Source organism: Brevundimonas sp., assembly GCF_016463485.1.
Classification (GTDB): Bacteria; Pseudomonadota; Alphaproteobacteria; order Caulobacterales; family Caulobacteraceae; genus Brevundimonas.
In genome coordinates this window covers 16,018-35,816 of sequence record NZ_JAEMRD010000007.1, presented here as the reverse complement: position 1 = coordinate 35,816, position 19,799 = coordinate 16,018, and the positions used below count along the sequence as shown (strand labels likewise).

Annotated in this window: 15 protein-coding genes; 11 read left to right on the top strand and 4 right to left on the bottom strand. The window is 68.4% G+C overall.

What is annotated here, in order from left to right:
* Nucleotides 1-346: 346 nt before the first annotated feature.
* The 6 genes from JHC99_RS02515 to JHC99_RS02490 all read left to right on the top strand — a co-directional run bounded on the left by JHC99_RS02515 (nucleotide 347) and on the right by JHC99_RS02490 (nucleotide 9,013).
* On the top strand, nucleotides 347-3,124 hold the full coding sequence (locus JHC99_RS02515) for a TonB-dependent receptor (RefSeq protein ID WP_292151891.1): 2,778 nt from the start codon (nucleotides 347-349) through the stop codon (nucleotides 3,122-3,124).
* Nucleotides 3,125-3,278: 154 nt separating this feature from the next.
* Nucleotides 3,279-4,790, top strand: coding sequence for a tryptophan halogenase family protein (locus tag JHC99_RS02510; protein ID WP_292151890.1), 1,512 nt, complete (start codon nucleotides 3,279-3,281; stop codon nucleotides 4,788-4,790).
* Nucleotides 4,791-4,847: 57 nt separating this feature from the next.
* On the top strand, nucleotides 4,848-5,648 hold the full coding sequence (gene modA, locus JHC99_RS02505; RefSeq protein WP_292151889.1) for a molybdate ABC transporter substrate-binding protein: 801 nt from the start codon (nucleotides 4,848-4,850) through the stop codon (nucleotides 5,646-5,648).
* Nucleotides 5,632-6,339 carry a molybdate ABC transporter permease subunit gene (modB, locus tag JHC99_RS02500; RefSeq protein WP_292151888.1) on the top strand — a complete coding sequence of 236 codons (708 nt, stop codon included), beginning with the start codon at nucleotides 5,632-5,634 and terminating at the stop codon, nucleotides 6,337-6,339. The genes modA and modB overlap by 17 nt, the downstream gene beginning before the upstream one ends.
* Complete coding sequence (locus JHC99_RS02495) at nucleotides 6,336-6,983, top strand: ATP-binding cassette domain-containing protein (RefSeq protein WP_292151887.1); 648 nt, start codon at nucleotides 6,336-6,338, stop codon at nucleotides 6,981-6,983. The genes modB and JHC99_RS02495 overlap by 4 nt, the downstream gene beginning before the upstream one ends.
* Nucleotides 6,980-9,013 carry a TonB-dependent receptor gene (locus JHC99_RS02490; RefSeq protein ID WP_292151886.1) on the top strand — a complete coding sequence of 678 codons (2,034 nt, stop codon included), beginning with the start codon at nucleotides 6,980-6,982 and terminating at the stop codon, nucleotides 9,011-9,013. Before JHC99_RS02495 ends, JHC99_RS02490 begins: the two co-directional genes overlap by 4 nt.
* 14 nt (nucleotides 9,014-9,027) lie before the next feature.
* On the opposite strand, the gene JHC99_RS02485 is transcribed toward JHC99_RS02490, so the two are convergent.
* A complete protein-coding gene (locus tag JHC99_RS02485) occupies nucleotides 9,028-10,365 on the bottom strand; it encodes a diguanylate cyclase (RefSeq protein ID WP_292151885.1) in 1,338 nt (445 codons plus the stop codon).
* 188 nt (nucleotides 10,366-10,553) lie between these two features.
* Between JHC99_RS02485 and JHC99_RS02480 the strand changes: the two genes are divergently transcribed.
* The gene (locus JHC99_RS02480) at nucleotides 10,554-11,513 is read left to right on the top strand and encodes a YihY/virulence factor BrkB family protein (protein WP_292151884.1); all 960 of its coding nucleotides are present in this window, start codon (nucleotides 10,554-10,556) and stop codon (nucleotides 11,511-11,513) included.
* On the opposite strand, the gene JHC99_RS02475 is transcribed toward JHC99_RS02480, so the two are convergent.
* Together JHC99_RS02475 and JHC99_RS02470 are read right to left on the bottom strand one after the other, a co-directional pair.
* On the bottom strand, nucleotides 11,473-11,703 hold the full coding sequence (locus JHC99_RS02475) for a sulfurtransferase TusA family protein (protein ID WP_292151883.1): 231 nt from the start codon (nucleotides 11,701-11,703) through the stop codon (nucleotides 11,473-11,475). The genes JHC99_RS02480 and JHC99_RS02475 overlap by 41 nt on opposite strands.
* The gene (locus tag JHC99_RS02470; protein WP_292151882.1) at nucleotides 11,700-12,188 is read right to left on the bottom strand and encodes a CinA family protein; all 489 of its coding nucleotides are present in this window, start codon (nucleotides 12,186-12,188) and stop codon (nucleotides 11,700-11,702) included. The genes JHC99_RS02475 and JHC99_RS02470 overlap by 4 nt, the downstream gene beginning before the upstream one ends.
* A 98-nt stretch (nucleotides 12,189-12,286) precedes the next feature.
* Between JHC99_RS02470 and JHC99_RS02465 the strand changes: the two genes are divergently transcribed.
* The gene (locus JHC99_RS02465; protein WP_292151881.1) at nucleotides 12,287-14,590 is read left to right on the top strand and encodes a spermidine synthase; all 2,304 of its coding nucleotides are present in this window, start codon (nucleotides 12,287-12,289) and stop codon (nucleotides 14,588-14,590) included.
* A 160-nt stretch (nucleotides 14,591-14,750) separates the two neighbouring features.
* Here the strand turns inward: JHC99_RS02465 and JHC99_RS02460 are convergent, their stop codons facing one another.
* Nucleotides 14,751-15,893 (bottom strand): bifunctional 2-C-methyl-D-erythritol 4-phosphate cytidylyltransferase/2-C-methyl-D-erythritol 2,4-cyclodiphosphate synthase, encoded by a 1,143-nt coding sequence (locus tag JHC99_RS02460; protein ID WP_292151880.1) that lies wholly within the window; start codon nucleotides 15,891-15,893, stop codon nucleotides 14,751-14,753.
* 111 nt (nucleotides 15,894-16,004) lie between these two features.
* On the opposite strand from JHC99_RS02460, the gene JHC99_RS02455 reads away from it, so the two are divergent.
* Genes JHC99_RS02455 through JHC99_RS02445 form a run of 3 tightly spaced genes read left to right on the top strand, consistent with a single transcriptional unit; the run spans nucleotide 16,005 to nucleotide 19,794 of the window.
* Entirely contained in the window at nucleotides 16,005-16,424 is a 420-nt protein-coding gene (locus JHC99_RS02455; protein WP_292151879.1) for an MAPEG family protein, read from the top strand.
* 50 nt (nucleotides 16,425-16,474) lie between these two features.
* Nucleotides 16,475-17,530 carry a tRNA dihydrouridine synthase DusB gene (gene dusB, locus JHC99_RS02450; RefSeq protein WP_292151878.1) on the top strand — a complete coding sequence of 352 codons (1,056 nt, stop codon included), beginning with the start codon at nucleotides 16,475-16,477 and terminating at the stop codon, nucleotides 17,528-17,530.
* Nucleotides 17,527-19,794, top strand: coding sequence for a PAS domain-containing sensor histidine kinase (locus JHC99_RS02445; RefSeq protein ID WP_292151877.1), 2,268 nt, complete (start codon nucleotides 17,527-17,529; stop codon nucleotides 19,792-19,794). The genes dusB and JHC99_RS02445 overlap by 4 nt, the downstream gene beginning before the upstream one ends.
* Nucleotides 19,795-19,799: the final 5 nt, after the last annotated feature.

The following is a 19,799-nucleotide window of genomic DNA, read 5'->3' as shown; positions in this document are numbered from 1 at the left end:
AAGCGCACCCAGCAGGCCGACCGCTGCATTCCTGTGCCGGGTTCGTGGCGCCGATCGATCCATCCGTCCCTCAAAGCCATGCGGGGGATACATCGTCCACCCGGCGTCTTTGCAAGATTTTGCAAAACGGATTGCCGCTGTCAACCGTTTCCCGGGCGGCAAGAATTGGTAAGGATCGCCGTGTTGCGCCGCAATATCGGCGTGGACAGTGCATGTTTCGCTGCGACAGAAGCGCCTTTTTCACGCCGCGATCATTACGGGCTTGCAAGAACCGTCATTCTTTGCATATTTTTGCGAAGGCTTGATCGGCAGCGTCAGAAACGCGGACGGCCCCAGGGAGATGACAATGACCAATCGTTTCACCACGCGTTCGCGCCTGATGACCGGCGCCGCCGTCGGCGCAGGCCTGTTGCTGGCCCTGGCCGGCACCGCACATGCCCAGACCACGCAAGAAGAGGACGCGACCCAGGTCGACGAGATCGTCGTCACCGGCATCCGCGCCTCGATCGCCAACTCGATCGCCGCCAAGGCCCGCAACACCTCGATCGTCGAGGTCATCACTGCCGAGGACATCGGCAAGTTGCCCGACGTGTCGATCGCCGAATCGCTGGCGCGCTTGCCCGGTCTGACGGTCCAGCGCTTGGACGGCCGCGGTCAGTTGATTTCGATCCGCGGCCTGGGCCCCGACTTCACCACCGCCCTGCTGAACGGCCGTGAACAGGTCACAACCGGCGACAACCGCGGCGTCGAGTTCGACCAGTATCCGTCGGAACTTCTGGGCGGCGTGACCGTGTACAAGACGCCGGACGGTGCCCTGATCGGCCAGGGCCTGGCCGGTACGGTGGACCTTCAGACCATTCGTCCGCTGGCCTATGGCCGTCGCGCCATCGCCGCCAACGTCCGCTACGAGATGAACGACATCGGCGCCCTGAACGCAGGCACCACCGACAACGGCACTCGCTACAGCGTCTCCTACATCGACCAGTTCGCCGACGACACGATCGGCGTGGCCATCGGCTATGCCCACATCACCAGCCCCTATCAGTCCGAGCGTTTCAATGCCTGGGGCTATCCGAACGCCACTCCGACCTCGCTGGTGATCGGCGGCACCAAGCCCTACGTCATGTCCAGCGAGCTTGAGCGCGACGGCTTCATGGGCACCCTGGAATGGCGGCCGAACGACCGGTTCTCCTCCACCATCGACGGCTTTTACTCAGAGTTCCAGAACACCCAGATCCTGCGCGGCATCGAGTTCCCGCTCTATTGGGGTGGATCTTCGGGAACTTGCGCTCCGGTGCCTGTTCAGACCGCCACCTGCCGCCCCGGCCCGGTTCTCACAACCACCACAACGGAAGACGGCTTCGTCACCGCCGGATCATTCTCGAACGTGAAGGGCGTGGTGCGCAACGACGTCAACACGCGCGACAGCACGATCACCTCGCTGGGCTGGAACACCAAGTTCCAGGCGTCGGACGACTGGGCCTTCGCATTGGACCTCAACTACTCCAAGGTCGAACGCAATGACGTGATTCTGGAAACCTATTCCGGCACCGGCCGTGACGTGACGGGCGCGCTCGACACACTGGGCTTTACGATCGACGACGACGGGGTTCCGACCTTCTCCAGCCGCCTGAACTACGCCGACCCCAACCTGATCCGCTTGACCAGCCCCCAAGGCTGGGGCGGCGACGTCATTCCGGGTGGCCAGGACGGCTATCTGAATACTCCGACCGTCAACGACGAGCTGAAGGCCATCCGCGTCAGCGGCCGCCGCGAACTTCACCAATCGCCGTTCAGTTCGATCGACTTCGGTTTCAACTACTCCGAACGCGACAAGGAGTTCATCAACGACCAGTTCTTCATCGGCGTGAAGGGCGGGGCCACGGTCGCTGTCCCGACGGCGTTCCTGCTGGCCCCGACCAACCTGGGCTATCTCGGCATCTCTTCGGTCATCAGCTATGACGCCCTGGGCCTGGTCAACAGCGGCTTCTACAATCTGGTTCGCAACCCGAACGCCGACGTTCTGGCCGGCAACTGGGCGGTCAACGAGACCGTGTCGACCGGCTACATCAAGGCCAATATCGACCACACCCTGTTCGGCCTGCCCCTGACCGGCAATGTCGGTGTCCAGGCGGTGATGACGGACCAGAGCTCGACCGGTTTCTCGGCTAGCGGCAACGGAGCCTCCCGAGTTTCGGTGGCCGTCGAAGGCGGCCTGAAATACCTCGAGATCCTGCCCAGCACGAACTTCATCCTGGAAGTCGGCGAGGACCAGTATCTGCGCTTCGCCCTCGCGCGCACCCTGGCGCGGCCGCGGATGGACGACATGCGGGCTTCGCGCAACTTCGGATACGATGCTGGCAAACGCACATCGACCGACGTGCTGAACAACTCGCCGTGGAGCGGAGGCGGCGGAAATCCCGAGCTCTACCCAACGATCGCCGACGTGTTCGACGTGTCGTATGAGCGGTATTTCGCCAACCGTCGCGGCTACGTTTCGGTCGCCGCCTTCTACAAGCACCTCGAATCCTTCATCTATACGCGGAACCAGCTGTTCGACTTCACCGGCTATCCGATCGGGACCAGCCCCGAGCCCGTGCTGCGGACCGGCCTGGTCAGCTCGCCCGACAACGGCCAGAGCGGCTGGATCCAGGGTGTTGAGTTCGCCCTGTCGGTGCCGTTCGAGATTATCTCACCCATGCTCGAAGGCTTCGGCGGTCAGTTCAGCGTGTCCCAGACGGACAGCGAGATTCAGCCCGACCCGACCGCGCCGCCGACCGCGCTGCCGGGTCTGTCGGAAACCGTCGCCAACGTCACCGTCTATTACGAAGCGAACGGCTTCCAGGCGCGGGTTTCCAACCGCTATCGCTCGGACTTCCTGGGTGAGGTCGCCGGCTTCGGCAACGGCCGCACCCTGCGTTCGGTCGCGGCCGAGAACATCGTCGACGCCCAGATCGGGTATGAGTTCCAGTCAGGTCCGCTTGAGAACCTGTCGGTCCTGGCCCAGGTCAACAACCTGACCGACGAGCCGTTCAAGACCTTCCAGAACGGCGACGAGCGCCAGACGATCGACTTCCAGCGTTACGGCCGGACCTTCCTGTTCGGCGTCAGCTTCAAATACTGAGACCACAGCGGCGGGCGCTCCCCCCTGTCCCGCCGACTGAACCTTGCGCCGCTCGTCGATCCCGACGAGCGGCGTTTTCTTTGCCGCGGCGCAAGCTGCTAGGGTCGAAGCGGAGCCCGGGAAACACGGGCCCGCGTATTGAGGAACGTAGGGTATGGCCGAACCGATCAAGTCGATCCTCATCGTCGGGGGCGGCACCGCCGGATGGATGGCGGCGGCTGCGCTCAACCGGTCGCTGGGGCCGCACTGCAAGGTGTCGCTGGTCGAGAGCGACGACATCGGCATCGTCGGGGTGGGGGAGGCGACCGTGCCGCCTATCCGCGACTTCAACGCCCTGATCGACCTCGACGAGGCCGAGTTCATGCGCGAGACCCAGGCGACGCTGAAGCTGGGCATCGAGTTCGTCGACTGGGGCATCAAGGGCAAGACCTATCTGCATCCCTTCGGCACCTTCGGCCCCGGCCCGACCCTGGCGGAGTTCCAGCAGTCCTTTCTGGCGCTGAGAGCGAGGGACCGGATCGCCGACGACATCGAGGCCTATTCGCTGTGCGCCCAGGCGATGAAGGCCGGCAGGGCGGGATTGCGTGATCCCTACCCGCGCTCTCCCCTGAGCGCCCTGTTCACCGCCTATCATTTCGACGCCGGCCTCTATGCGCGCTACCTGAGAAAGGTCTGCGAAGGGCGGGGCGTCGAACGGCTCGAGGGCGAGATCGTCGAGGTGGTCCAGCGCCCGGACGACGGGTTTGTCGATCGGGTGCGGCTCAAGGACGGGCGCGAGCTGACCGCCGACCTGTTCATCGACTGCACCGGCTTTCGCGGCCTGCTGATCGAGGGCGCGCTGAAGACCGGCTTCGAGGACTGGTCGCACTGGCTGCCGATGAACCGGGCCTGGGCCGTGCCGTGCGAGCGCGTCGCGCCGACGACGCCGTTCACGCGATCGACGGCGCGGGACGCCGGCTGGCAATGGCGGATCGCGCTCCAGCACCGCACGGGCAACGGTCACGTCTATTGCAGCGACTATATGGACGAAGAAGCGGCGCGTCAGGTGCTGCTCGACAACCTGGACGGCCCGGCCCTGGCCGAGCCCCGGCCGCTGCGGTTCACGACGGGGCGCAGGAAGGCGTTCTGGGCGAAGAACGTCGTGGCCCTGGGCCTGTCGAGCGGGTTCATCGAGCCGCTGGAGTCGACCAGCATCCATATGGTCCAGTCGGGCATCTATCGGCTGTTGCAGCATTTCCCCGACAGCCGGTTCAGCCCGGTCAATATCGAGGCTTACAATCGCCGCCTGGGGGCCGAGGTCGAGCTGATCCGCGACTTCGTCATCCTGCACTATCACGCGACCCAAAGGGACGACACGCCGTTCTGGCGGCACGTCGCGGCCATGCCGATCCCCGACACCCTGCGTCAGCGGGTCGAGGCCTTTCGGGATCGGGGTCTGCTGTACCAGTCGGGTGCCGACGAATATTTCAGCCAGGGCTCATGGTTGGCGGTCATGTACGGTCAGGGCGTCGTCCCGGTCGGGCGCAACCCGCTGTATGACTTCCAGGCCCTGGACCAGGTCCAGGCCGGCTTTGGCCAGATCGCGAAGGGTTGGCGCGATACGGTCGCGCGCATGCCCATGCACGACGACTTCCTGAAGGCGCGCGGCATGTGGGCTGCGACATAGGGTCGGCCGCGCCTTCCCACCGTCCCGATCTGTGCTAACCGGCGCGCAGGAGGGCGGATGGCGCAAGACTTTGCAGCATGGCGGCCGACGCGGCGCGCGGCCCTGGCGGTGACCCTGCTGGGTCTGTCCGGCTGCGGCTTTGCACCGTCCGTGCCGCGAGAGGTCACGCTCTTCGCGGCGGCGTCGCTGGCCGAGGCGATCACGGAAATCGGGTCCGCCTGGCAGGCGGCAACGGGCGTGACGGTCCGATCGTCGTTCGCCGCCAGCGGCGCCGTGGCGCGACAGGTCGAAGCCGGCGCACCGGCCGACATCGTCGTGCTGGCGGATACGATCTGGATGGACCGGCTGATCGAGCGGGGGCGGATCGCACCCGAGACCCGGGTCGATCTGGTCGGCAACCGGCTGGTTGTGATCGCGGCCGCCGATGCCGCGATCGAGGGCGATCCGTTCGACCGGCTGACGTGCACCGATGGCCGGCTGGTCATCGGCGATCCCGACAGCGTTCCCGCCGGGGCCTATGCCAGGACCTGGCTGCAGCAGATCGGGCGGTGGGACGCGGTTCGCGACAGGCTGGTGCTGGCTTCCGACGTGCGGGCGGTTCGTGCCTTCGTCGCGCGGGGGGAGGCGGCTCTGGGCGTGGTCTATGCCAGCGATGCCGTCGGGGCCGGGCAGGTCCGGATCGTGCTTACGCCACCGCCTCCGGAACAGCCCCGGATCCTCTATCCCGCCGCCCTGACACGCCCTGCGAAGCCCATGGCGGCGGAGTTCCTTACCCATCTGCGATCGGCGGAGGCGATGGCGGTCTTTCGGCGTCACGGCTTCGACGCGCCGACCGTCAGGAGTGCCCGCTCTGTTTGAGCCGCTGTCGCCCTTCGAGATCGAGGCTGCGCTGCTGTCGCTGAAGGTGGCGGGGGCGGCGATGCTCGTGACCGCGCCGATGGCTCTGGGTCTGGCGTGGTTGCTGGCGCGCGGGGCCTTTCCGGGAAAGTGGCTGGTCGAGACCCTGGTCAACCTGCCGCTCGTCCTGCCGCCTGTGGTGACGGGCCTGGTTCTGTTGATGCTGTTCGGCGTGAGGGGTCCGATCGGAGGGTGGCTGCATGACGTCTTCGGCGTGACCCTGGCCTTTCACTGGACGGGGGCCGCCCTGGCCGCCGGGATCATGGCCCTGCCGCTCGTGGTGCGGCCGATGCGGCTGTCGCTGGAGGGCGTCGATCGGGGGCTGGAACAGGCTGCGGCCAGCCTGGGCGCGCCGCCCCTGCATGTCTTTGCCCGCATTACCCTGCCGCTGGCCGCGCCGGGCATGATCGCGGGGCTGGTCCTCGGCTTTGCACGCGCCTTCGGAGAGTTCGGGGCTACCGTGACCTTCGCGGGGGCCATTCCGGGCGAGACCCAGACCCTGCCGGTCGCCATCTATGCCTCGCTTCAGCGGGCCGACGGGGAACCGGCCGCGATCCGTCTGGCGGTCGTCTCGGTCGCCGTCTGTGTCCTGGCCCTGGTCCTCGCCGAATGGACCAATCGGCGCAGTCTGCGCGGGCGGCCGCGCGCATGAGCCTGTCGTTCCGGGTCCGCGCCCGACGCGGGGATTTCTCGCTCGACGTGGCCTTTGCAGGCGACGTCCGGTCGCTGGTGGTGGTCGGACCGTCCGGCGCGGGCAAGACGACCCTGCTTCAGGGTCTGGCCGGGCTGGGCCCCGTCGATGAGGTTCATCTGGCCATCGACGATCAGGTCTTGATCGACAGCGCGACTGGGTCCGTCCCGCCCGCGCACCGGCGCGGCGTCGGTTATCTGTTTCAGGAGGGGCGGCTGTTCCCGCACCTGAACGTGGAGGCCAACGTCGCCTTTGCCCGCCCCTATGCGACCGATCCGATGGACGTGGCCGAGGCGCTCGGCCTCGTCGATCTGGACGGGTTCGAGACCCGGTGGCCGGCGACCCTTTCGGGCGGTGAGATGCGACGCGTCGCCTTTGCCCGCGCCATAGCGGCGCGCCCGCGCATCCTTTTGCTGGACGAGCCGTTCGCAGGTCTGGACGTCCGCCGCCGCGACGCCCTCATTCCCTATCTGATCAGACTGCGAGACGAGGTCGGCACGCCGATGGTGATTGTGACGCATGACCCCCGCGACGTTTCGGCCCTGAGCCAGGCCGTATTGCGTATCGAGGACGGCCGTGCGGCGGCCCGGCCCGAACCCGCATGATCCAGGACGCGCCGCCTGCCTTGCCCGAGGTCGTGGTCACCGGAGCCCGACTGCCACCCGCCGCCGGGGACGCGGCCTTTTCGGTCACGCGTCTGAACCGCATCGCGCTGGACCGTTCGACGCGGCTGGACGAGGCGCTGGGCCGGGTTCCGGCGGTATCCCTGTTTCGCAGGACGTCCAGCCTGGCCGCCAATCCCACGACCCAGGGGATATCGTTGCGGGCCATTGCCCCGTCGGGTGCCGGCCGGGCCCTGGTCACCCTCGACAATGTGCCGCTGAACGATCCCTTCGGCGGCTGGGTGCTGTGGTCACAGGTCGGGCCGGAAAGCCTGGACGGCCTCGATATCGTGCGCGGCGCCGGGGCAGGGGCCTACGGCGCAGGGGCCCTGACGGGCGTCATCGCCTTGCGCGAACGGGACGGTGAAGGCGGGCGACTGGACGTCTCCGCCGGGGGCTACGGCGGCCGTCGGATCGCGGCCGTCACCGGCCTGAGGACCGGCCGGGTGGCCATTACCGCCTCCGCCCTCGCGGACCATTCCGATGGATACACGCCGGTTCGGTCGGCCGCCGCCGGGGCCGCCGACACCCCGCTGGATCTCGACACCCGGAGCGCGGCCCTGCGCGCCGACGTCGAGCTGGACGGCGCGACGGCCCTGTCGATGCGGGCGTCGGCTTATGACGAAGACCGGGGCTCCGGCCTGCTGAACACGCGGTCTACCGCGACCGGACACAGCGTCTCCGCGACCCTGGCCCGCACCCCGGCGCGGGGTCGCCTCGGCTGGCGCATCCAGGCGTGGCGGCGAGAGAGCAATTTCGCCACCAGCTCCGCCTCGGTCGCTGCCAACCGGTCCGGCACGACCCCGGCCAACGACCAGTACGCCACGCCCGCGACCGGATGGGGCGGTAATCTGGCTCTGCGCCAGACGGGCATCGACGTCGCCGGTGGTCGGCTGGAGTGGGAAATCGGGGCCGATGCCCGGCTGGCCGAGGGCGAGACGCAGGAACGCTTCAACTGGTCGGTGCCGCTGAACCGCTTCACCCGCGATCGATTCGCCGGCGGGGAGACCTCTGTGGTCGGCGGCTATGTCGAGGCTTCATGGACGCGTAACGCCTGGCTGGTGGCCGGCGGCGTGCGCATCGATCGCTGGGGCAATGCTAGTGGGCGGCGGCTGGAGCTGGACCGGGCGACCGGCGCGACCTTGCTGAGTGAGAATTCTGACGACCGATCCGGCGAAGTGACCTCGGCGCGGCTAGGTGTCAGGCGTGATCTGGGCCGGGGGTTTGGCACCCGCGCCGCCGCCTATTCCGGGTTCCGCCCCGCGACGATCAACGAACTGCATCGACCGTTCCGCGTCGGCAACGACATCACCGAGGCCAATGCCGCGCTGGAGCCCGAGCGGCTCCAGGGGATCGAGACCGGGCTGAGCTGGGACGGCACCTCCACGCGGCTGGGGGCCACCCTGTTCTGGAACCGGATCGAGGACGCCATCGTCAACGTGACCCTGGGACCCGGCCCCGGGGTGATCGCCGCCCTGCCGCGCGGAGGTTTCGTGCCGGCTGGTGGCGTGCTGCGGCAGCGTCGGAATGCAGGGACCATCGAGGCGACCGGGCTGGAGCTGAACGCCGAGCATCGGCTGGACCGGATCAGCCTCTCGGCCGCCCTCGCCTGGACGGACGCCCAGGTCGACGGCGGCACGGCAGCGGCGCAACTGACCGGCCTGCGTCCCGCCCAGGCCGCTGAATGGAGCGCCACCGCCGGGATCGACTGGCAGGCGACCGAACGGCTGAACCTTTCGCTCAGCGCCCGCTACGAGAGCGCCCGGTTCGATGATGACCTGAACAGCCGCACGCTCGATGCGGCGGTGACGACGAATGCGCGCGCCGGGTACCGGGTGGGGGAGGGCGTCAGCCTGTACGTGGCCGTCGACAATCTGTTCGATCAGGAGGCCGAGGTCTCGCTGACCGGCGATGGTGTCGCCGGATATGGTGCGCCGCGCGTGGCCAGGGTCGGGATCACGCTCGACTGGTGAGCGCGTCGGGCGGTTCAGCCCGCAGAACGCGCCGCGACGATGGCCTGGGCGCGGCGGGTCGCAAGGTCAGCGGAGGCCCGCTCAAGCACGGAAGCCGGGCTCTCACCCGGGGCCACCTCGGCCGAGCCGATGTCGAACTCGACCACGAAGGGGGAGCGTTCGGGGCCGGCGTCGAAGGCGGTGCAGCCGACGACGGCGGCGATGCGCTCTGCCGCCAAGCGCGCGGCGGGGCCGGCCGTGGCGGGCAGGGCCAGGGCGAAGACCTCGGGGGCCAGGCGCGCCGCCGTGTCCTCGACCCGCACCAGTCGCGACACCATGGCCCCGATCTGGGGCATGGCGCGGTCCAGCCAGCCGCCGACCCGCGCATGGGCCAGCACGTCGGTCTCGGCGACCCGCAGCACACAGACCGACAGCGGGCGCCGGCGGTTGCGCGCGCCCTCGGCCAGCTGCGCCAGATGAGCGGCGAACAGTTCGGGCGTGAACAGGCCCGTCGACGGGTCCATCAGGCCCGAGCCGCGTGCAGCCTCCAGTGCCCTGCGGACGTTCACGTGACGGCGGTGGGCGTCGGCGAGGGCCAGCACCCGCGCGGCGATCTCGGCCTCGGGTGTTTCGGCCGAGGCGACGTCGGCGAAGCCCCGGTTGAACAGCTCGGCCAGGTTGATCTCGCCGGGATGGCGCAGATAGAGGGTCAGCGGGATATGATACAGCCGCGTGTTCCGCTTCATCCCCGAAGCGATCGACAGGGCCGGGGCATGGTCCGGCGAGCCCCACAGCACTGCGGCATCGAACGCCGTCTCATGCAGATAGTCGAAGGCGGTATAGGGCGTCGGTGCGGCCACCACCTCGGCTCCACCGGCGGAGAGGGCGTTGGACAGGGCCAGAAAGCGGGAATCGACCCCGCCCGCGACCAGGATCTTGAGCGGTCGTGCTACATCGTCGGTCAGGTCCAGCGACGCGCCGCGCAGGGCGAAGGTCGCCTGACGCAGCCGGAATTCCTCCTCCGCGATGGCGGCGCGGAGCAGTTGCTCGAGGCGCAGCGCCGCCTGGGCCGGATGGGGCGGCTCGGACATGGCCAGGTCGACGCCCGGCGCGGCCGTTGCCTGGCCGACTGCGATGATCGACAGCCGCCGATCACCCGCGGCCTGACGAAGACGCTCGGCCACGGCCGGATAGTCGGGGTGGGCGGTGTCCAGGATCGCGGCTTCCAGCACGAAATCATTCAGCGCGGCCTCGGCCGCCGCGCCCGACCGTGCGGTCAGGGTGCGCCAGCCGACGGCGTCCAGCCCCCGGCACAGGGCACCGAGCCGGTCGTCGGTTTCGGCGACAATCAATACGCGCGGATCGGGGCCCAACCAGACGTCTCCAGACGCGAGGGCCACCGCCAGCAGCGGCCCCTCGCGGCGCGCGGACCATAGCGACGGCCCCTGTGGCGACGCAACGCTCCTGCTGTGTTTGCTGAGGAAAACTTCGTTCGAAAGCGCCGGCTTCCCCCGCGCGGGAAATCCGCTAGAGTCCCGGCTTGGCTGCGGTGGGGACCGTATTGAGCGGACAGACGAACGAGGACGGCGCGCGGGGTCTCAATCCCGCGTTCTGGGGCAAGCTGGCGGTACGGGCCTTCACGCGCAGCTGGGGCAGGGATGTCATGCTCTATACGGGCGGGGTGTCCTTCTTCGCCCTGCTGGCCGTGTTTCCGGCCATCGCCATCCTGATCGGCTTCTACAAGGCGGTCCTGTCGATCAGCCAGGTTTCGGAACAGGCCGTGGCTCTGGCCGACATGCTGCCGCATGCCGCGCGGACCATCTTTCGGGCCGAGGTCGAGCGGCTGGCCAGCGTCGGAGCACGCACCGTCTCGGCCCAGTCGGCTTTCGCCCTCGTCATCGGTGCCTATGCCGCGCATCGCGGCTTCAAGGCGCTGCTGGCGGGGCTGAACCTGATCCATGACGAAAAGGAGCCGCACGGCTTCTTCAAGTTCAACCTGCTGGCCTTCATCGTCGCCCTGTTCGCCTTCGCCCTGTTCACCGTGGTGTCGGGGGCGGTGGTGACGTCGCGCCTGCTGGAGCACACTGCGGCGGCCCAGGCCAAGGCGGCAGCGCGGGGGTGGAGCTTTCAGTTCGATACCCTGTGGCCCGCGCTTGGGCTGTGTCTGGGGCTGACGCTCCTGTACCGTTACGCCATGTCGCATCGGACGCCGGTGGCCTGGGTCCCGTCTGTAGCCGGGGGCGTGGTGGCCACGGTGATGTCGATGATCTCGTCCTGGCTCTGCGCCATCTACGTCGAACAGATCGCGTCGCTGGGGGCCACCTACGGCTCGGTCGGTGCCGTGGTCGTGCTGCTGATCTGGCTGTCTTGGAACATCAACGCGGTCTTCTATGGCGGGGCCTTCACCACCGAGATGGAGATCGCGTCGAGGGCCCGAGGCGCGCCCCTGCTGGAGACCCCGCCCGGGAACGGATCGGTCGTCAGCCTGTCGGAGCGTCGCCAGTCTCGACGACGAGGGTGAGAACGCCGTCGGCCTCGGTCGTCTCAACTACCCGCCCGCCCAGTTCCGCCATCAGATAGGGCACGTCGATCCGCGCCATCGGGTCGGTGGCCAGCAGGGTCACGCGCGTGCCGGGCGGCAGGCCTTCGATCGCCTTGCGCAGTCTCAGCGACGGCACCGGACACAGGTGCCCACGAGCGTCGACGATCACGCCAGCCGGTCCCGCAGCAACGTCAGGGCGACCCTGACCGAGGCCAGCCGCACCGCCTCGCGGCCCAGGTCGCCGAAGCGGTGTTCGACGTGATCGACGCCCGAACCGTCCGCGATCCCGAAATGCACCAGTCCCACCGGCTTGTCCTCCGACCCGCCGCCGGGCCCGGCGATGCCTGTGATCGAGACGGTAACGCCGGCGTCCGAATGGGTCAGGGCACCGGTCGCCATGGCCCGCGCAACGGGTTCGGAGACCGCCCCACAGGCCTCGATCAGCTCAGGCGAGACCCCGATCATCTGGGCCTTCGCGGCATTGGAATAGGTAATGAACCCCCGGTCCAGCGCCGCAGAAGACCCGGCGACGGCGGTCAGGGCGCTCGCGACCAGCCCCCCGGTGCAGCTCTCGGCGGTGGCCACCATGACGCCGCGCCGGATCGCGGCCTCGACGACCGCCTGAGCCAGGACTTCGATATCGTCGGGAAACATCCGCAAGGCACCGCGTCACCGCTCGCCACGGCGGCGAGTCACTCTAACGTGGCGATCCAGCGTGCGGCTGTCGAGCCGCGCGGCGCATCGGAGGGCCCATGACCGATTCCACGCTCGACCCGGCCGCCTCGGTCCAGCCCGACCGGGTGACGCCTGTGCTGTTCGCCGTGGCCATCTTCACCTCGGCGGCGCTCGTGTTCGTGGTCCAGCCCATGGTGACCAAGCTGATTCTGCCGATGCTGGGCGGGTCGCCGTCGGTGTGGAACACGGCCATGGTATTCTTCCAGGCGGCGCTGCTGGCCGGATACGCCTATGCCCACGCCCTGCAGCGGGTGAAGGCGATGAAGGTGCAGGTGGCGATCCATCTGGGCCTGCTGCTGGTCGCCGCCCTGTTCCTGCCGCTGAAGATCAACGGCCTGCTGGGCGATCCCGACCCGTCGGCGCCGATCGGCTGGCTGCTGGCGACCCTGGCCCTGTCTGTCGGGGCCCCGTTCGGGGTGCTGTCGGCGACCGCGCCCCTGCTTCAGGCCTGGTACGCCCGTGTCCGCGTCGGTCATGCGGACGGCCAGAACCCCTATGTGCTGTACGCGGCGTCCAACCTCGGCAGCTTCCTAGCCCTGCTGGCCTATCCGGTCGTCATCGAGCCCCTGATGTCCCTGTCGGGCCAGAGGTTCGGCTGGAGCGGCGGTTACGGTGCCTTCCTGCTGATGGTCGTGGCCCTGGCCGTCATCGTGTGGCGCAGGCGTCTGGACCAGACCGCCGAACCCGCACCGCTGGCCGTCAGCGGGCCGATCGCGTGGAGGGACAAGGGTATCCTGGTGTTGCTTGCGGCGGCCCCGTCCAGCCTGATGCTGGGGGTCACGGCCCATCTGTCGACCGACGTGGCCTCGGCGCCCTTCCTGTGGGTGATCCCGCTGGCCCTTTACCTGCTGACCTTTGTGATCGCCTTCCAGGACCGGCCGTGGATTCCGCTGCCGGTCACCCTGGCGCTCAGCGGCGCGGTCGGGGCCCTGGTGGTCATGTTCACCGCGTTTCATTCAGGGTCCTGGCCGGCCATGTTCGGCATCCATCTGGCGGCCTTCTTCCTGCTGGCCCTGCTGTGTCACCAGAGGCTGGCGGCCAGACGCCCTGCGCCCGACCGGCTGACCGAGTTCTATCTGCTGATGTCGCTGGGCGGGGTCGTCGGCGGGGCCTTCACGGCCCTGCTGGCACCGGTGATCTTCGACTTCGTCTGGGAGTATCCACTGGTCCTCGTGCTGGTCGGGTTCGCGCGGCCGTGGAAGGGCGGGGAAATCAAGCCGTGGGAGGTCATCGCCTGGGTCGCCGCTCTGTTGATCTGCGCGGTCCCGCCCCTGATGTCGGCGATCTTCGCGGCGGACTGGGATCTGGCCTGGGCCTTCAGCCGCAACGTCCCGCTGCGGATGGAGCAGGTGACCATGCTGGTCCTGGGCATAGTCGCCATCATCGCCTTCATCCTGCGCGACCGGTCCTATGCCTATGTCGCGCTGCTGGCCGCGATGACCCTGTCGGCCCAGTACATCGCGCGGGGCTATGACTGGGCCCTGGTCGACCGCAGCTTCTTCGGCGTGATGCGGGTGGCGGATCGGCAGGACGAACGGCTGGGCGGCTCCGTCCACGTCCTGACCCACGGCACGACCCTGCACGGGGCCCAGGCGCGGGACCCACGCTTCGCCTGTACGCCCACCCTGTACTACGCCCCCGTTTCGCCGATCGGCCAGACCATGCTGGCGGTCCGCAACCGGGCGCCTGGCGTCCGGATCGGGGTGGTGGGGCAGGGGTCGGGGGCCATGGCCGCCTACAAGCGGGGCGAGGACCGGATGACCTTCTTCGAGATCGATCCCATGGTCGACGAGCTGTCGCGCGACCCGAAGTGGTTCACCTACATCAACGGTTGCGCCCAGACTGGGGGCGCAGGCGGGGCGATCGACACGGTGCTGGGCGATGCGCGTCTGACCATGGCGGACCAGCCGGCCGGGACCTACGACCTGCTGCTGATCGACGCGTTTTCATCGGATTCGGTGCCGACCCACCTGCTGACGCGAGAGGCCATCGCCGGCTATCTGAAGCTGCTCAAACCCACGGGGGTGGTCATCCTGCACCTGTCCAACCGCAACCTCGACATCACAGGCCCGGCCGAGGCGGCGGCCCGCGCCCTGAACGCCCCGCACCTGCATCAGATCTACTATGAGAACGAGGCCTCGCCCGACATGGCGGAGGCCTCGACCGAGGCTATCATCATGTCACCGACCGAGGCGGGGCTGGCCGAGTTTCGGGCCGATCCGCGCTGGCAGACCCTGCCCGATCCGGGGGTGCGACCGTGGACCGACGACTATGTGAACCTGTTCGGCTCGCTGTGGCGTCATGTGCGGGGGGAGGGGTGAATCAACTTTCCTCCCCGCCGCCGCTTGGCGACGGGGAGGGGGACCGCGAAGCGGTGGAGGGGCTTTTCAAGCGCACACCGCGTCTGGGGTAACAGCCCCTCCGTCATGGCGCTGAAGAAGCGCCGCGCCACCTCCCCGTGCCTTCGGCGCGGGGAGGAAACTATGTGGAAGGCACCTCCACCGTCGCCACCGCCTGTGCCGCCAGGCCTTCGCCGCGGCCGGTGAAGCCCATGGCCTCCGTCGTCGTGGCCTTCACCGACACGGCGTCGAGGGGCAGGTCCAGGATATCCGCCAGGCGTTCGCGCATCGCCTGACGGTGCGGCTTCACCTTGGGGCGTTCGCAGATCAGGGTGACGTCGACGTGGACGATCCGGCCGCCGCGTGCCGTGACGAGTTCAGCCGCGTGTTTCAGGAAGACGTCGGACGGTGCGCCCCGCCATTGCGGATCGGTCGGGGGGAAGTGGTCGCCGATGTCGCCTTCGCCGATCGCGCCCAGGATGGCGTCGGTCAGGGCGTGCAGGCCGGCGTCGGCGTCGGAGTGACCGATCAGGGTCTGGTCGTGGTGGATCTCGACGCCGCACAGCCACACCGACGTGCCCGGTCCCCAGCGATGGGCGTCGAAGCCCATGCCGACACGCGTCTGCATTCGGGTCGCCATCAGGGCTTCGGCCATCTCGAAATCCTCGGGGTAGGTCAGTTTCATCAGTCGCGCATCGCCATCGACCAGCACGATACGGCCACCGTCCCGCTCGACCACGGCGCAATCGTCGGTCGGGGTCTGATCATCCGGCCAGTTGGCCCAGGCCGCGCGGAGGCGACCCAGCCGGAACGCCTGGGGCGTCTGGGCTCGCCACAGGTCGGCGCGATCCACGGTGCCCGCGACTGCGCCGCCCACACCGCGCTTGAGCGTATCGGCGACAGGCAGGGCGGGCAGGGCGCCGTCCGCTGCGCCGAGCGCGTCCATCAATCGGTTGATCACGGCCTGGCTGAGGCCCGGTCGGGCGGCATCGTGGATCATGACGACCTGATTGTCGGGCCCGCCGAGCGCCGCCAGTCCGTTGCGCACCGAGTCCGCCCGCGTCGCACCGCCATCGACCGAACGCCAGCCGTTCAGCCCGGCCAAGGCCTCAGCCGCACGATCGCCCTCGCTGGGCGCGGTGACCACCACCACCTCGGCACCCGCGTCCAGCAGCGCCTCGACCGACCAGCGCAGCACGGGCTTGCCGGCCAGCGTCCGCCACTGCTTGTCCCCTCCCGCACGGGAGCCGGTTCCGGCGGCGACGACGATGGCGGCGAAGGTCATGGAGGCGGTTCTAGTCGGAGGGCGGCTCCCTGACGACCCCGGGGCACAGGATTTGACATTCGCGCGGCACCGGGGCCCCATCCACGGCCAAGCTTGGAAGAGGGGAAGCCCATGTCGTCGGGTATCATCGCGCCGGTGGTGGCGCTGGTCTGCTGGTCGCTGGTGATCTGGCTGTGGATGTATGCCACCCGCATCCCGGCCATGCTGAAGGCGAGGATCAAGCTGGATCCGACCATTCCGCCCGCGGACCTGCTTTCCGGTCTGCCCGCCGGGGTCCGATGGAAGGCGGACAACTACAACCACCTGATGGAACAGCCGACGCTGTTCTATGCTATCGCCCTGGCCTTGGCGGTTCTCGGCCAAGGAGACGGCATCAACGCCGCCATCGCCTGGGCCTATGTGGGTCTGCGGGTGGTCCACAGTCTGATCCAGACGACGGTCAATGTGATCATCCTGCGGTTCTCGGTCTTCGTGCTCGGCAGCCTGTGCCTTTGCGCCCTGGCCCTGCATGCAGCGATCGCGGTGTTCTGATCGGCACCCACGCGTGGACCGGAGGGGGCAAAGCCTCTATCTGGCCGCCCATGGCCCACACCCTCACCATCGGAGACGTGACCATCCCCGGCCGGGTGCTGATGGCACCGATGACCGGCGTCACCGACCTACCGTTCCGCCAGTTGGCGTCGAGGCTGGGCGCAGCCTATGTCGCGACCGAGATGGTGGCGGCGGCCGAGCTGGCGCGCGCCCGGCCCGATGTGGTGCGGCGCGCGGCCGTGGGCGAGGGCCTGCCCCTGACCGTGATCCAGCTGGTCGGGCGCGATCCCGAGGCGATGGCACAGGGCTGTCGCATGGCCGAGGCTGCGGGGGCCGACATCATCGACCTGAATTTCGGCTGTCCGGCAAAGGAGGTCACGGGCTCGGCCTCGGGCTCGGCCCTGATGCGCACACCCGAACTGGCCGCCCGGCTGATCGCGGCGGCGGTCGGCGCGACAACACGGCCGGTGACGGTCAAGATGCGGCTGGGCTGGGACGACGCCCATCGTAACGCCGTCCAGATCGCGAAGCGGGCCGAAGACCTCGGCGTCGCGGCGGTCACCGTCCACGGTCGGACGCGTCAGCAGTTCTATACCGGCGTCGCCGACTGGGAGGCCGTCGGCGAGGTCAAGGCGGCCCTGTCGATCCCGGTCATCGTCAACGGCGACATCATCACCGCCGAAGAGGCGCGCGAGGCCCTGGACCAGTCAGGGGCCGACGCCCTGATGCTGGGGCGAGGGGTCTATGGCCGACCGTGGCTGGCGGCGCATCTGGACCGGGCCCTGACCGACGGCACGCAGCTGGCGGAGCCGGATGCCGACGAACGGTTGTCGATCGTGCTGGATCATATGCAGGCCTCGCTCGCCTTCTATGGTCAGCCTGTCGGTCTGAAGACGTTCAAGAAACATCTGGGCTGGTATATCGAACAGGCACCGTGGCCCGCGGACCCGACGGAGCGCCGTGCGGCCAAGGCCCGTCTGTGCCGCCTCGACGACCCGACCGAGGTCGCCCTGGGTCTGACCGAGCTATGGCGCACGGACCTGCCGCATTTGCGCAACTCAAATGTTGATTTTTCGCCACAGTTGGCGGACAACCATGCGGCATGACGGACACACCCGCCACGACCGGTGAACACGATCGCGAGCCTGCCGACCGGACGTCCGCCTGGACCCGGTTCTCGGAAGGACGCGCCCGCGCCCTGTTCGGGGCCGTCTATGGTCTGGCCGTCATCATCGCGGCCGCCGCGATCTGGCTGGTCGCCGTCGCACCGGGTGCTGCGATCGACGGCGGCGTCAGGGCGCTGGCAGGTCAGGCGGTGCTTTATATCCTGCTGGCCAATCTGGTCCTGATCGGCGGCATGGCCGTGATCATCGGGGCACGGGTGATGCGGCTGGCGGCGGAGCGACGGACGGATCCGGGCGCGCGGCTGCACCTGCGGTTCGTCGCCCTGTTCTCGCTGGTGGCGGTCGTCCCTGCGATCCTTATCGCCCTGGTGTTCGGGGTTCTGGTCAACCGGGGGGTGGATCAGTGGTTCAGCGATAATGTCCGTTCCGCAGTCAACAACGGGGCCCAGATCGGCAAGGCCTACGTCGCCGACGTCGGTTCCGGGATGCAGCGCGACCTGGGCAGTATGGCCAATGAATTGGGCGGTGTCCGCGACCTGTTCGACAATCGCATCCAGTTCTCGAATGCGCTCAGCCAGATGGCCGACTTCTTCGGCTACCCTGCCGTCTATGTTCTGAATGCCGAAGGCGAGGTCATGGCACAGGGTGTGGCACCCGACGCGCCGCCCTATGTTGCACCGTCTCGCGATGCCCTGGATCAGGCCTCCGCAGGCGGCGATATGCCGTTGGCGGTGACCGAGAACCCCGATGTGATCCGCACCCTCTATCCGCTGCCTGACTATGGCGACGCCTATCTGTACGTCGTGCGACCGCTGGCCCCCGGCCTGGTCGAGCGGATGCGGACCTCGACTGAGTCCATCGCAGGTTACCGTCAGGCCGAGGAGAGCCGTGCCCGGATCCAGGCGGCCTTTGCGCTCAGCTATCTGGAGACGGCGCTGCTGGTCCTGGTCGGGGCGGTGTGGTTGGGGATGTCGGCGGCCAGCGCGATCTCGGCCCCCATCGGCCGATTGGTAAAGGCGGCGGATCAGGTCGCGGCCGGGGACTTCACCGTACGGGTCGACTCGGACGGCGCACCCGGCGAGATCGCCGACCTGTCCGAGGCCTTCAACCGCATGACCGGCGACCTGCAACACCAGCAGGCCGCGCTCAAGACCGCCAGCGAAGACGCCCAGGCACGCAGTCTGTTCATCGAGACCGTGCTGTCGGGTGTCTCTGCCGGGGTCATCGGTCTGGACCGGCGCGGCCGGATTTCCGCGATCAACGACAGCGCCCTGCAACTGCTCTCGGTCGCCGAGGCCGACGTTCACGGCAAGCTGCTGCGTGACGTGGCTCCCGAACTGTCCGAACTGGTCGGTCGGGTCGAGGCCCATATCGAAGAGGACATCGACGTCGCGCGCGAGGGCGAGACGCGACGCCTGCGCGTCCGCATCGAGGGCGGGCAGGGCGGCGAAATGGTCCTGACCTTCGACGACATCACCCGGCTGGTCGTGGCCCAGAGAAACGCCGCCTGGCGCGACGTCGCCCGCCGGATCGCCCACGAGATCAAGAACCCCCTGACCCCGATCCAGCTCTCGGCCGAGCGGCTGAAACGCAAATTCCGGCCGGGCATCACCGAGGACGTCGAGATCTTCGATCGCTGCACCGACACCATCATCCGTCAGGTCGGCGACATCGGCCGGATGGTGGACGAGTTCTCGTCCTTCGCCCGGATGCCGACCCCACGCTTTACGGCTGTGAACATGGCCGAACTGCTGCACGAAGCCGTCTTTGCCCAGCGCGTCGCGGCCCCCGATCTGGAGGTCGAGCTGGTCGAGCCCCTGCCGGTCGCCAAGGGTCGCGCCGACGGCCGGATGATCGGCCAGGCCCTGGCCAACATCCTCAAGAACGCCGGCGAGGCGGTGGCGGCGCGGCGTCTGGCCACGCCGGCCGAGGCCGGTGCCGTGGCCATCCGTGCGCGGCTGACCGTCGAAAACGCCATCGCGACCTTCATCATCGAGGACGACGGCAAGGGCCTGCCGACGCGCGACCGCGACCGCCTGACCGAGCCCTATGTCACGACACGCGAAAAGGGCACCGGCCTCGGCCTCGCCATCGTCAAACGCATCTGCGAGGACCACGGCGGCGAGCTGAAACTGTCAGATGCCGACACGCTGAACGGCGCGAAAATTTGTCTGATCTTCCCCCTCAACCCCAATGCAAGGACCACGGCGGGCGCTCTCCCGACCGGCGTGGTCGCGGCTGAATAGAGCGA